Below are 12,760 nucleotides of genomic sequence, written 5' to 3' on the forward strand. Positions count from 1 at the left end.
TAAAGCGCGCAGCATCAACACTGCGCGTTTTTTTATGTCTAGCGTGCGCCGTCGTAGCCTAGTTGACGCCAGCTTTCATAAACAAAAACCGATACCGCATTTGATAAATTCATACTTCTGCTGTCGGGTAGCATAGGAATACGTACTCGCTGTTCTGGCGGTAGCGCGTCAATAACATCGTCGGGCAAACCTCTGGTTTCTGGCCCAAACAATAAAGCATCGCCTTTTTTGTATTGTGCATCGCTGTGAAATGCTTTGCCTTTGGTAGTACAAGCAAAGATTCGGCTCGGTTTTTCACTTTCAATGTAAGCATCTAGCGAAGCATGGCGCTTAACATGGGCAAACTCGTGATAGTCCAGCCCTGCCCTACGTACACGCTTATCGTCCCACTCAAACCCAAGCGGCTCAATCAAATGCAGCATAAAGCCGCTATTGGCGCATAAGCGGATAATATTTCCCGTATTGGGGGGAATTTCTGGCTGGTAAAGTACGATGTCTAACATGCTGGCTCACTGTCGAAATGCTAAATTGCCACGCTTTCAAATGGCGATATGACGAACGGGCGCTCATCGCCCATTAGCGTTATTTTACGCGCTTAAAAAATCAAATACAGTAGAAAGTGCAGCATCACGAATGTCGTCCGATTCGGTAAGCACCTCATGATACGCCACAGGAATAATTTCTACCTGAGCATTGGGGAACTTAGCGGCTACGCGACGTTGGCGTTTGTTCTCTATAATACTGTCGCCATCTGCACTTAAAATTAACGAGCGCGTAGTAATAGCGGCCGCATTAAGTTCAATGGTATTCATGGCGGCTTGTGCTGCCCGCAACCATTCAGTGGTTACACCACCAAGTTGAATTTGGCGCTCTTCATCATAAAGCTGGCGAAATAAGCTGTAGCGATTCTTACTATGCGTAAGTTTATTTAAGGCATAAGGAAATGCAATGTAAGGCGTTTGCCCAAAGAAATAACCTGACTCACGCTTTTTCATTTTATTAATACTAAGCCCTACTTTTATAAGGCTATTGGCCAACCAATTTGGTAGTGCAGGCTTAATACCGAACATCGGGGATGCAAGTACTGCTTTGTCGAATAAGCTAGGGTCTCTTAATAGGGTTAGTGCGCCAATTGCGCCGCCCATAGAATGGCAAAGTAACTGCAACTCACCCTGTTGGCGCGGCTTCACAATATCGTTTACGAAGGTGATTAAATCATCCACGTAATCGGCGAAATCCGCCACGTATCCATGTTGAGGATCGTGAGTCATACGCCCCGATAACCCTTGCCCTCGGTGATCAAGAATAAAAACTGCAAAGCCATTTTGATACAAATCGAAAATGAGTTCTTTGTATTTTAAGTAGGACTCGATACGCCCTGAACTGATCACCACCGTGGATTTGGGGTTTTCTGGTATGCACCACGCGTAATGCACATCGATGTTATCTTTACCAACAAACTCGCCAAGGGTGACAGAAGTTTGCCAAAAAGGGTTTATTTCAGTGGCAAAGGTCGAAGCTAAGTCTTGCTCTGACGTAAACGTCCAGCTCATACAGGCATATCCTAATAGAATCGTGAGGCAGTGATAACTTGAACGCTACACGGCAATGCAAATTTATGCGCGTTAAGTGTTTTCTAACTTGCGAGGGAAGGACAGTGTGACGCTTAGGCCACCTTCTTCTCTTGTCACTGCTTTTATTGCGCCATGATGCAATTCTACGGCAGCTTTTGCAATGGATAAGCCCAAACCTACCCCACCAGAAGCTCTTTCTCTGGCTAAGGTTGCACGATAAAAAGGGGCAAATACCCGTTCGCACTCTTCACTTGATAAACCTTCACCGTCGTCGCAAACGGTCACCGACCATTCGGTGTCGGTGACGGTAAACTCGACCGTTGTTAAATAGGTGCTGTGGCGGATGGCGTTACGTAGAACATTCTCAACTGCACGGCAAAGTAAAACTTGGTCTACCAGCACGGTCAGCTTGGGTATTTCATTTATATCGAGGGCTTTATTGCTATTTGCGGCTTCAAACTGACCATCAGTAAAAATATCGCGAAACAACAGAGATAAAGAATAAGATGAGAAGGTGGTTACCCCATTTTCAGCGCGGCTTAACTCCAGCAATTGGCTCACTAGAGCTTCCATACGCTCAGCCTCTCGCTCAATACGGGCCAGCGATGCTGGGTCTACATTTTGCTGATGTGCTAAACCAAGTGCCATCTGCAGTCGAGCCAAGGGAGAACGAAGCTCGTGAGATATATCGGCCAGGAGCCGTTTTTGTCCGGTCCACATTTTCTCTAACTGACCTGCCATTGAATTGAAGTCGCGACCTAGTTGACCAAGCTCATCCTGTCGCTTCTCAGTATTATCAATTCTCGCTTCCCAGTTACCAGTAGATAATGAACGCGCAGACTTCTGCAGCCGAAGAATTGGTCGTGTGAGAGATTTCGCAAACAGCCAAGATAACAACGTCGTTGTCACTAAGGCGATACAAAGAAACAATACAAAGGGAGGAGCATTTTCACCAGGCAAATCCATTTTGGCAAAGAACAAAGCAAACCTTTTACCATCACGCTCAAAGAGCATTGGCCCAGTTATTTTTAGCGCGCCCCGATTTAGTGTGATTGGTACTTTTTGATCGACGATGCGCTCTATATCTCTTCGGTCGTCTTCACGTAAAGGCGGGCCGCCAGCAGCGATCATCCGGCCTGTGTCGACATCAACTGCGATTGCTCTTCCTCTAACGGCACGTCCATTTCTATCTAGCGCTACTCTTAGCGGCGCTTGCATGGCGCGCTCGCTAGTTATGCCGCCAAGCAAACGCTCTAAATGTTGAATTTCCTGTGGAGACGCTGTGTTTACCTGAAGTTCTTCAAAGAAGAATCGACTTCCCCAAACAGCCAGTACAGCGGTAACAATGAAGGTAGCCCAGAACCACAAAAAAAGGCGCCCCATAATGTCGCGGGCAGGGTTTATTTTACGGAAAAACGTCATTGACCAGATAGCAACATATAACCCACGCCGCGGATGGTTTTAATTTTTTCGATATTACTAATAGCGGCTATTTTTTTGCGCAAGTTACTTACGTGCATATCGATACTTCTATCAAACGCTTGAAGAGATTTACCTAATACCTTCAAACTGATTTCTTCTTTCGTCACTCGGCTTCCTGTGTTTAGCATAAGCAACCGAAGTATAGAAAATTCTGTACTGGTCAAGGTCATTTCAACCTCACCGACTTTGGCGACTTGGCTACTACTACTTAAAAATAATTCATTCACAATCAAGTCTTGTTCAATAGTACCACCGCTGTGAGTCAATGACAGTCTTCGGAATATGGCTTTTATTCGCGCTACCAACTCTCTATGATTGAACGGCTTTGGCAAGTAATCGTCTGCTCCAAGCTCTAACCCTAGAATGCGGTCGTAGTCATCACCGCGCGCCGTTAGCATAAGCACGGGTGTCGCATGACTCACTCTTAACTTCTTAAGTACATCGAAACCGTCCATTTTAGGCATCATGACATCAAGCAGAATGAGGTCGTAATGACCACCTGCCGTTGCTTCTGCTAACCCTGCTTGGCCATCATTACTGACCTGAATTTGATACCCCATGCTTGATAGATAGGTGGCTAGCATGTCAGTTAGTTCATTATCATCATCGATAATAAGAATGGACTGTAAATGAAACTCTGAACTCATGTTTTTGAAACCTACGACGGCTTGATTCATCTTTCGGATACCCAAGTATAATGCATAGAGGAATGACAACGGTTAAATACTGCGCGTTGCGTTAAAAAAACTAGGAAACGCCACAAGCGACGACCTAGCCATTCCCACACACAAACGATGGAAATGATAAGCTTTGTGACCGATAGAATCTGCGCATGGTTCAAACTTTACACAAGCTTTACAATGCGTTGACTGCTTTTGGCCGCAGAGCTAGTAAGATTCTGGGGTGCGAATACAAAGGAGACGCCCGTGAAATCAATTCTCATTGCTGGGTTATTAGCGACAACTTTTAGCCTAGCCCACAGCGCAAATGCGGCCCCTCAAGGCCCCAAAATGCGTGATCATGCTCCTGGGATGGAAATGATCAAAACCTTAAGCCGCCTTTCTCTTTCTTCAGAGCAAATGGATGAGGTGAAAAAGCTTGTTACCGCGTTTAAAGCCAATCATGAACGCCCAGACGCCTCGTCGGAGCACCCAGATAAGCCCGACCTCGCTACCCTTTCAGAAAGTGAAATTCGTAGCCTTGTTGAAACCAGGATACTGAAACAACAATCGCGTCATTTTGCTATTGCAGAACTTCGCAGTGAGATTTACAACCTGCTTTCAGCGTCGCAACGTAACATGCTAACCGAGTTTGAAGCTAAACGAGAAGCCAAACGAGAAGTCGCGCACGGTGGGAAAAGAAATACTGTCAGAAGCGCTATGCGAGGCCAGCCGCCAAGAGGACCTCGCCTGCCGTTTGAAGAACTGCAACTGACTGACGAGCAGCTAGTATCACTTGAAACCTTAAACGCCACTTTTCGTGAAACCCGCTTTCAACATAAAGTCACAATGGATGCACTCAGAAACGCTGAGCAAGCCCTTGTGCGAAGTGGCAATTTCTCCGAATCTGCATGGGATGCACTTTATGCTGAATATAAAGATGATCTCGTTAATGCAGCAATAGAAAACATGACTCATAAACAAGCCACGTTTGCAGTGCTTACCGACGCACAGCAAGCCGAGGTATTGGAGAAGCGCGAAAACGTAGACGCGCTTCGCCGTTTGTTTAGCGATAATTAAGACTACTCGCTAGAAAAAGATAACAACTTGGAACGTAAGCAAAGACGCAAACTTTAGTTTGCGTCTTTTTTTTGTACTGGCGAAACGATGTCATATAAGTGAACTGCCGATTCTGCGCCTTCAACCTTTAATACACTCACTTCATCACCTAAATGGGTAATAGCAAACTGCCCATTCTCTACCGGCAACATCACGCTCTTAGTTGGCGATAGAAGTACCGGCAACGACTGCTGTTTGTATAACTGAAAGCTATCGCCTTCGCGAATACCTTGGGCAATACCTAAATCGACAATCAACTGCTGGTTACTGGTATTAACCACCCGCGCAAAGGTAGGCTCGCAGGTAATGGCGGCAGAAATATCGGTTACCGCAGCATTTACGGTGTTTAATACCATTCGCCCGTACTCGCTACGCCAAAATAAGCTGTTATTGGTATCCACTTGGTAGCTGTTTTCAAACTCCCAATCTGCTTCACTGTGATAACTGTCGTTATAAATGATACGTTGCCTGAAGGTATCTAGCACGAACACTTGAAGGGTAAAGTTGCGCCTAACCGCCACCTCGTCGCTGTCGAAAAAGGACTCACTTTGTGCTATTTGCTCAAACAAGCTTACATCTTTAATGTAGCCGAATAGTGCGAACTGCTGACCATAGGTATCGCGTAAGTAAGTCGATTTTTGTTGTAACTCTACGCCTGAGAGTGCTTCGGCAGACCACATATCGGCGCTAGCCATGGCTTGTGATATCTGCATGACATTAGGTGTATCCGCGGTATTTTTCAGTTGCTGCGCAAATCGTTGTGTAATGTGTTTACCAATATTATAAATACCGCCTGTGGCCGCCTGTCGTGAGTCGAGTAGGGCAAAATGAGTCACCAGTAAGCGCTTTTGAAAGCGATTGGGTTCACAATCAAACAAGGGTGTTAAATTGACATTCACCACTACCGATAGCACATTATCTTGAACACTTTCGCTAATGATTTCGACTCGCTGTATTCGGCCTGCGGTACGAAGCTCTGCTTTGCTGCTGAGTATTAACCCATCGATTAGAACATCTTCGGCGGCAATAACACTTCCGCTCTTATAAGACGCATCCGCGATAGCATTTTTAATCACCGTAGGGCGCACAGAATCTAAGTCGGCACCGGTAAAATTAAGACTTGCTTCACCTTGTACCCATATGGCCATGGCCGTGCCATGCCACATAGTTATTATTGCTATACCTAGACGAAGATAGCCTTTCATGCTTTTCACCTACTAACCGAATATTGCGAACAATTTATCTATCACAGAGCGCTCTTGATTCTCTTGCAAATCCCCAGTGCCGCTATATTCAATGAGTGCATTACCCACTTTTGAAGACACCACGGTATTGCTTTCATCAACATCTTGCTTGCGTACTTCACCTGAAAAACGAATATATTCTTTTCCTTTATTCATGGTTATCCATTTTTCCCCTGTGACCAGCAAGTTTCCTGCTGGCGTAATAGCGGTGACATAAACGGTAATGCTGCCTTGCAATGAGTTTGACTGGCTTGATTGTGCCGAACTGGTAAATTCGCTGTCCTGTTCATGGTCTACTTCAAGGTCATCGCCTTCAATTTGAATTCCCCCTACCCGCACAGTTAAAGGTTCTATATCAAAGGTGCTGTTTTTATCTTGGTTGTAATCAAGTGACTTCTCAGACTGGGTGGTCTCATCCAGCTTTATTAAAATCATATCGCCCACTTTGTACTGGCTGTGGCGCTGGTACAGCCCCATGGCAAGCTCCGGATTAAACAAAGAGCCGCTAGGAATACGAACTTGTTCAACAGAATACGCCCGCGGCGGCGCATAAGTAGGATCGCCCGGAGCAGGTTCATCAGAGGTGGGCGATATAGCGCGCTGCTCTACTTTTGGATTAGTTGGACTGCTTGCCACCACTTCTTCTTCATGTGAAACCGTTTGGGCACAGCCGGTCATTGTAAAGATTAGGGCAAGAAACACTTTCTGGCATCGAATTTTCATAATGTGCTCTGAAGGAAATAAAAAATAACGTTGATTAAGTGCCATCCATGACCCGAACAGGAGCAAGTTTAAACGAATAATTTCAACACGAAATACGTTCTTTAGTAACTTTGCAAAACCTTTACAAAACAATGATATGCCTGCGGGTATGGGGAAGTTATGGCCATTGAAACATCTACACAAGGCACAATAAATTCGTTGCTTTCAGCAGTGCCATTAGCGGGGGAAAATTCCACCTCGAATACGGCAGAGGAAGCGGCAACTACTAGCCAGTCTTTGCCGTCTATGTTTGCCGCTTTGTTGTCAAATGAAGAAGCCAGCAATGACGACACGTCAGAAACGACAGATTCACAAAGCAGCACTACCACAAGTCAATTTGATACCAGCTTGTTGTCGAACCTTGTCACCGATGACGCTATTAGTCTAATGCAAAACCAATTGCTTGGTGCGCTACAAAATAATGTCTTCGCGGCACTTACTGCGGCAGCATCAACGTCTTCTACCGACACTGCAACACAAGCATCAAGCAGCGCTGCCACTTCAACTACCACTTCAACTTCTGTTGAAGCAGCAACGACTGCAACCGAAACAACCTCGATGTTCGATAACATGATGACATCGGCATTCGGTGAGGACGGACTGGGGCTGCAAGACGGATTCGACGCGCTCAACATTGTGAACCATTTGCCGGTAGTGTCTGATATTTATGAGGCGACGACATCAAGCCATATTGCAGCGGCATCCAGTATGGCAGGCAGCTTCTTATATGGCGGACTCGGTGGTTTGCTTTATAACGCCGTCGACCTAACCGTAGAGGGGCTTACCGGTAAGAGTATCTCAAATAATTTATGGGATGCGGGCAAACAAATAATTAATGGCAATGCCACCACTGAAAGCACAGGTGAAAATAGCCTAATGATAGATGCGGCCGATGGCGAGACATCATCAACACCTGCTAGTGACGTTTATGAATTTGTACGTCGACAAGCTGGGGGCTAAGGGGTTACGCAAACTTTGGGGAGGTAACGTACGAGAGCTATAAGCGGCGGTTAGCGCCGCCACGCTTAAAAATTGGGTTTGATTGGTTTGTATTCAGACGATAAGAAAAGCGGAGATGTTACCATTAAATCGGCGGTGGCTGGTGTACATGCCACTGGCACATTCCACACTGAACATAATCGCAATAGTGCGCGAACATCAGGATCGTGAGGCGCTGCATTTAATGGATCCCAAAAGAAAAACAGCGCATCAAGCCTGTTTTCAGCGATTAATGCACCAATTTGCTGATCGCCGCCAAGTGGTCCACTTTTAAACCGTTTTACTTCTAATCCAGTTTCGTCACTGATGAGCCCGCCCGTAGTGCCAGTTGCCACTAGGTCACATTGCTTCATTATTTCGATGTGATTATGTACCCATGCAAGTAATTCGGGCTTTTTATGATCGTGAGCCACCAGCGCAACGGTAAGTTTACTCATACTTAGAAATTCCACCTGTCGATTGTTTAACCATGCTTAATCTGTATCATCGCCGATTTATGCGATAATTAGTATAAATATTCAGTTTTATACACTCAATTGTCAACATTATGTCATATCTCAGTGGCTACTATAGGTAAAACTCTTACCCATCTGTTTATTGGTATATCTGTAGCGCTCAAGACCAAAAATATTTATACATTTTTATTGCATAAATATTCCATATAAGTAAACTAGTCGACGGTTAAGGCATCCATCCCATTTTTAGGGTTGATACAGACACAGGAAGCACTGATGACACAACCAACTCTCGTTCGTGGTAGTAATACTGGGAACGTCAATGAGTTAACCACTCCCCTGGATAGCTGCACATTGCATTGCTTGCGACGACGAATGTCTGCGATTATGCTTTTTCGGTAGCACACTTTTTACCTTTGTAATGTGGTAGCGGTTAGGCAATGCATTTCGCCAAATCAGTTTACAAAGGTAAAAAGTGATTTTTTTCTCCATTTATTGAATTTCTCATTATGTATAACGTATCGATTATTGGTGCCAGTGGTTACACCGGCGCACAGCTAGTTCAATTAGTTCATCAACATCCTGCTTTGTCGCTTGAGGGTACTTATGTTTCAGAAAACAGTGCCGATGCGGGAAAAAACATTGCGGCTCTTCATGGCAACCTAGCACACCTCAACTATACGTTGACGCCTATTAGTAATGACATATTAGTAGAGTTGGCGACGGAGATGGACTTCGTATTACTGGCCACGCCACATGAAGCCAGCCACGATTGGATGGAAACCTTGTCTGCGGGCAAAGCAAAAATACTCGACTTATCTGGTGCGTTTAGAATTAAAGATACCCAAGTCTTTGAGCAGTTTTATGGTTTCCCTCATACCGCAACAACAAGTTTGAAAAAAGCGATATACGGGCTGGCTGAATGGTACGAAGACGATATTGCACAAGCCGATATTATTGCCGTACCTGGCTGCTACCCAACTGCGAGTTTGTCAGCGCTAAAACCTTTGGCTGCGAGTGGCCTATTAGATGATGCGGTTCGCCCTGTGATCAATGCGGTATCGGGTGTATCCGGTGCCGGCCGAAAAGCCAGCCTAACGTCAAGCTTCTATGAAGTGAGCTTGCAAGCTTATGGTGTGCTCGGTCATCGCCATACGCCAGAAATTGAAGCTTATTTAGCGACACCGGTTATATTTACACCTCATTTAGGCAACTTTAAACGGGGCATACTTGCCACTGTTACCGTTAAGCTTAATCAAGGAGTGACTAGCGCTCAACTAGATGCTGCATTTACCGAAGCTTATGCTAATGCGCCAATAGTAAGGTTACGTGCTAGCTTCCCCAAAATTGACGATGTGGCGCATACGCCTTTTGTTGATTTACACTGGAAGTTTGATGAAGCATCTGGTTATGCAGTTATTACGGCTGCTATCGACAACGTCATGAAGGGGGCAGCATCGCAGGCAATTCAATGCCTTAATATTATGACTGCCCAACCGGTTGAAACAGGACTCGTGCAATAATGAACAGTTCACCTGTAGTAATTAAAGTAGGTGGCGCGTTGCTAGACGACGCAGCCGCAATGCAAAAGCTATTTTTAAGCATTAAACAAGTTAGCGAATCGCGCCCTGTTGCCGTGGTTCACGGTGGCGGCCCTTTGGTTGAAACCCTGATGGCAAGTTTAGGTTTAGCAAGCACCAAAATTGATGGTCTTCGGGTAACGCCTGATGAACATATGCCTTATATCTGTGGTGCGTTGGCGGGAGCGGCAAACAAACAACTATGTGCTGCGGCGATTGCCTCAGGATTAACGCCCGTCGGCCTTTCTTTACTTGATGGCAATATGGTAGTGTGCCAACCGATGGCACAGAAGTATGGCGCTGTAGGTATTCCTTCAACTGCCGATGCTTCTTTCCTTAAGAGTGCGCTAGCGCAAGCCACATTACCGATAATAAGCTCAATTGGCAGCAGCCCTGAAGGGCGTTTGTTAAATATAAACGCAGATCAAGCCGCCACTGTCGTTGCCGAGTTGCTTGATGCTGAATTGCTGTTGTTATCGAACGTTGATGGCGTACTTGATGCTGATAAGCAGCTTATTGAAGTGCTTGAGCAAGACTCAATTGCCGAGCTTGCAAAAGCTGGGGTAATTACTGATGGTATGAAAGTTAAGGTAGATGCCGCGTTGCAGTCTGCCAATACCCTTGGACTCCCTGTTTATATTGCTAGCTGGACAGCGGACATTACTGACATTTTAAATAAGATTACGGGCACGCAGATATTACCTAAATCGCAAGCACCGGAACATGGCGTACTAGGAGACGCATTATGAAACAAGACCTACTGACTTTTTCCAATTGGACACCCGAAGCAATGCATAAGTTGTTGAATTTGGCTGTTGAAATTAAACAATCACCTTCAAGCTACAGCAATGTATTAGCCGGAAAATCGGTAGTCGCCTTGTTCGAAAAGCCTTCTTTGCGTACCCGTGTCAGCTTCGATATTGGTATTAACCGCTTAGGCGGCCACATGGTTTATTTAGATAGCCAAGGTGGCAAGCTTGCTGGCCGTGAGGACGCGGTTGATATGGCAGCTAATCTAGCATGCTGGGCTGATGCTATTGTTGCTCGTGTATTTTCTCACAGCACACTAGAGCAGTTTTCTGCTGCCTCTAAAGTACCTGTAGTCAACGCACTGTGCGATAAGTATCACCCATGCCAAGCATTGGCCGATTACCTTACCGTATTTGAACGTTTTGGTAAGACCCAAGGCATTACCATGGCCTACATTGGTGATGGCAATAATGTGACTCACTCTTTGTTAATTGCAGGCGCGTTATTAGGATGCAATCAAGTAGTGGTTACCCCTGAAGGTCACGAATGTGATGCCGAGATTGTCGCGCATGCTAAAAAGCTTGCCGAGCAAACTGGCGCAACTATTGTTGAAAGCTATGATGTTAGCGCAGCCGACGGTTCTGACGTTATTTACGCTGATACCTGGTTGTCGATGGGTGACGAAACACCGCTGGCTGATATCAAAGCGAAGTTTATGCCTTACCAGGTGAATGAAGCGTTGATGGAATCTACCGGTGCAAGCTATGTAATGCACTGCCAACCGGCACACCGCGACCTAGAAATTACAGGCTCGTTGATTGATAGCGACAAGTCGTTATTGATGCAACAAGCCGAAAATAGAATGCATGGCCAAAACGCCATTCTCACTCAATTATTAAGTGCCTAAGAGGACTCTTTTAGATGCAAAACGTAAAGAAAATCGTACTCGCCTATTCAGGTGGTCTTGACACTTCAGCCATCATTCCATGGCTTAAAGAAAACTATAACTGCGAAGTCGTTGCCTTTGCGGCCGATGTCGGCCAAGGCGACGAAGAGCTTGAAGGCTTACACGAGAAAGCGATTGCTTCTGGTGCTAGCGAATGTCACATCGTTGACTTGAAAGAAGAGTTCGTACGCGAATACATCTATCCAACGATTAAAACCGGTGCGGTATACGAAGGTGAATATCTACTAGGTACGTCTATGGCGCGCCCTGTTATTGCAAAAGCTCAGGTAGAAATTGCCCTTAAAGTAGGTGCAGATGCACTTTGCCACGGTTGTACGGGTAAAGGTAACGACCAAGTACGTTTTGAAAGTACGTTTGCAGCCCTTGCACCACAGCTTACGGTAATTGCGCCATGGCGTGAGTGGGACATGGTATCTCGTGAAGACCTATTAGCTTACTTAGCTGAACGTAATATCGAAACCACAGCGTCTGCTACCAAAATTTACAGCCGCGATGCAAACGCATGGCATATTTCTCACGAAGGTGGGGAATTAGAAGATCCATGGCAAGAGCCTACTAAGCAAATATGGACGATGACGGTTGACCCAGAAGATGCACCAGATGCGCCAGAACGCGTCACGCTTTCTTTCAACGAAGGTGAACTTACTCACGTTGACGGTGAAGCTTTATCGCCTTACCAAGCGTTGGTTAAGCTAAACACAGTGGCAGCTGCACATGGCGTTGGCCGTATCGACATTGTTGAAAACCGTTTGGTTGGCATGAAGTCTCGTGGTTGTTATGAAACACCAGGGGGCACGGTAATGCTTAAAGCATACAAAGCCCTTGAAACGATGGTGCTTGATAAAGCCGCGCTTAAATACCGTGAGCAAATTGGCCTTGAGTTCTCGCACGTAATGTACGACGGCCGTTGGTTCACTGCCTTAAATGATGCCTTACTAGCGGGCGCAGAATCTTTCGCTAAGAAAGTGACTGGCGACATTGTAGTGAAGCTTTATAAAGGTCAGGCTACTGTTACTCAACGCCGTTCACCGAACAGCCTTTACTCTGAAGATTTTGCTACCTTTGGTGCAGATGATGTTTACGACCAAAAACACGCTGAGGGCTTTATTCGCCTATTCAGTCTTTCAAGTCGTATTGCTGCATTGAAAAATCAAGGTTAAGGAGTAACA

General features: G+C 45.7%; 13 protein-coding genes. 6 read left to right on the forward strand and 7 right to left on the reverse strand.

Annotation, left to right across the window (positions count from 1 at the left end; genetic code table 11):
• Positions 1-38 precede the first annotated feature (38 nt).
• The 4 genes from trmL to AMBT_RS15805 form a co-directional block, all read right to left on the reverse strand.
• Positions 39-503, reverse strand: coding sequence for a tRNA (uridine(34)/cytosine(34)/5-carboxymethylaminomethyluridine(34)-2'-O)-methyltransferase TrmL (gene trmL, locus AMBT_RS15790; protein WP_013785635.1), 465 nt, complete (start codon positions 501-503; stop codon positions 39-41).
• 84 nt (positions 504-587) lie between these two features.
• Entirely contained in the window at positions 588-1,553 is a 966-nt protein-coding gene (locus AMBT_RS15795) for an alpha/beta fold hydrolase (protein ID WP_013785636.1), read from the reverse strand.
• A gap of 72 nt (positions 1,554-1,625) precedes the next feature.
• Complete coding sequence (locus tag AMBT_RS15800) at positions 1,626-2,942, reverse strand: ATP-binding protein (RefSeq protein ID WP_232363150.1); 1,317 nt, start codon at positions 2,940-2,942, stop codon at positions 1,626-1,628.
• A gap of 50 nt (positions 2,943-2,992) precedes the next feature.
• A complete protein-coding gene (locus tag AMBT_RS15805) occupies positions 2,993-3,733 on the reverse strand; it encodes a response regulator transcription factor (RefSeq protein ID WP_013785638.1) in 741 nt (246 codons plus the stop codon).
• A gap of 249 nt (positions 3,734-3,982) precedes the next feature.
• On the opposite strand from AMBT_RS15805, the gene AMBT_RS15810 reads away from it, so the two are divergent.
• A complete protein-coding gene (locus AMBT_RS15810; RefSeq protein ID WP_013785639.1) occupies positions 3,983-4,795 on the forward strand; it encodes a Spy/CpxP family protein refolding chaperone in 813 nt (270 codons plus the stop codon).
• 53 nt (positions 4,796-4,848) lie between these two features.
• Here AMBT_RS15810 and AMBT_RS15815 read toward each other — a convergent pair whose 3' ends face one another.
• Together AMBT_RS15815 and AMBT_RS15820 are read right to left on the reverse strand one after the other, a co-directional pair.
• Entirely contained in the window at positions 4,849-6,039 is a 1,191-nt protein-coding gene (locus AMBT_RS15815; protein ID WP_013785640.1) for a flagella assembly protein FlgT middle domain-containing protein, read from the reverse strand.
• Positions 6,040-6,051: 12 nt separating this feature from the next.
• Entirely contained in the window at positions 6,052-6,801 is a 750-nt protein-coding gene (locus tag AMBT_RS15820) for a flagellar basal body L-ring protein FlgH (protein WP_041453066.1), read from the reverse strand.
• 159 nt (positions 6,802-6,960) lie between these two features.
• On the opposite strand from AMBT_RS15820, the gene AMBT_RS15825 reads away from it, so the two are divergent.
• Positions 6,961-7,800 carry a hypothetical protein gene (locus tag AMBT_RS15825; protein ID WP_013785642.1) on the forward strand — a complete coding sequence of 280 codons (840 nt, stop codon included), beginning with the start codon at positions 6,961-6,963 and terminating at the stop codon, positions 7,798-7,800.
• 65 nt (positions 7,801-7,865) lie between these two features.
• On the opposite strand, the gene AMBT_RS15830 is transcribed toward AMBT_RS15825, so the two are convergent.
• Positions 7,866-8,276 carry a methylglyoxal synthase gene (locus AMBT_RS15830; protein WP_013785643.1) on the reverse strand — a complete coding sequence of 137 codons (411 nt, stop codon included), beginning with the start codon at positions 8,274-8,276 and terminating at the stop codon, positions 7,866-7,868.
• 527 nt (positions 8,277-8,803) lie between these two features.
• Between AMBT_RS15830 and argC the strand changes: the two genes are divergently transcribed.
• Genes argC through AMBT_RS15850 form a run of 4 tightly spaced genes read left to right on the forward strand, consistent with a single transcriptional unit; the run spans position 8,804 to position 12,751 of the window.
• Complete coding sequence (gene argC / locus AMBT_RS15835; RefSeq protein WP_013785644.1) at positions 8,804-9,817, forward strand: N-acetyl-gamma-glutamyl-phosphate reductase; 1,014 nt, start codon at positions 8,804-8,806, stop codon at positions 9,815-9,817.
• Positions 9,817-10,623, forward strand: coding sequence for an acetylglutamate kinase (gene argB / locus AMBT_RS15840; RefSeq protein ID WP_013785645.1), 807 nt, complete (start codon positions 9,817-9,819; stop codon positions 10,621-10,623). The genes argC and argB overlap by 1 nt, the downstream gene beginning before the upstream one ends.
• Positions 10,620-11,531: an ornithine carbamoyltransferase gene (locus tag AMBT_RS15845; RefSeq protein WP_013785646.1), complete on the forward strand. Its 912-nt coding sequence runs from the start codon at positions 10,620-10,622 to the stop codon at positions 11,529-11,531. The genes argB and AMBT_RS15845 overlap by 4 nt, the downstream gene beginning before the upstream one ends.
• Before the next feature lie 14 nt (positions 11,532-11,545).
• Complete coding sequence (locus AMBT_RS15850) at positions 11,546-12,751, forward strand: argininosuccinate synthase (RefSeq protein WP_013785647.1); 1,206 nt, start codon at positions 11,546-11,548, stop codon at positions 12,749-12,751.
• Positions 12,752-12,760: the final 9 nt, after the last annotated feature.

It is taken from the genome of Alteromonas naphthalenivorans (genome assembly GCF_000213655.1).
Classification (GTDB): Bacteria; Pseudomonadota; Gammaproteobacteria; order Enterobacterales; family Alteromonadaceae; genus Alteromonas; species Alteromonas naphthalenivorans.

Bases quoted from the DNA above. Each gene is read 5' to 3' on its own strand.
- AMBT_RS15795 (WP_013785636.1), bottom strand. From the start codon at position 1,553: ATGAGCTGGACGTTTACGTCAGAGCAAGACTTAGCTTCGACCTTTGCC.
- AMBT_RS15845 (WP_013785646.1), top strand. From the start codon at position 10,620: ATGAAACAAGACCTACTGACTTTTTCCAATTGGACACCCGAAGCAATG.
- trmL (WP_013785635.1), bottom strand. From the start codon at position 503: ATGTTAGACATCGTACTTTACCAGCCAGAAATTCCCCCCAATACGGGA.
- argB (WP_013785645.1), top strand. From the start codon at position 9,817: ATGAACAGTTCACCTGTAGTAATTAAAGTAGGTGGCGCGTTGCTAGAC.
- AMBT_RS15825 (WP_013785642.1), top strand. From the start codon at position 6,961: ATGGCCATTGAAACATCTACACAAGGCACAATAAATTCGTTGCTTTCA.
- AMBT_RS15850 (WP_013785647.1), top strand. From the start codon at position 11,546: ATGCAAAACGTAAAGAAAATCGTACTCGCCTATTCAGGTGGTCTTGAC.
- AMBT_RS15820 (WP_041453066.1), bottom strand. From the start codon at position 6,801: ATGAAAATTCGATGCCAGAAAGTGTTTCTTGCCCTAATCTTTACAATG.
- argC (WP_013785644.1), top strand. From the start codon at position 8,804: ATGTATAACGTATCGATTATTGGTGCCAGTGGTTACACCGGCGCACAG.
- AMBT_RS15815 (WP_013785640.1), bottom strand. From the start codon at position 6,039: ATGAAAGGCTATCTTCGTCTAGGTATAGCAATAATAACTATGTGGCAT.
- AMBT_RS15805 (WP_013785638.1), bottom strand. From the start codon at position 3,733: ATGAATCAAGCCGTCGTAGGTTTCAAAAACATGAGTTCAGAGTTTCAT.
- AMBT_RS15830 (WP_013785643.1), bottom strand. From the start codon at position 8,276: ATGAGTAAACTTACCGTTGCGCTGGTGGCTCACGATCATAAAAAGCCC.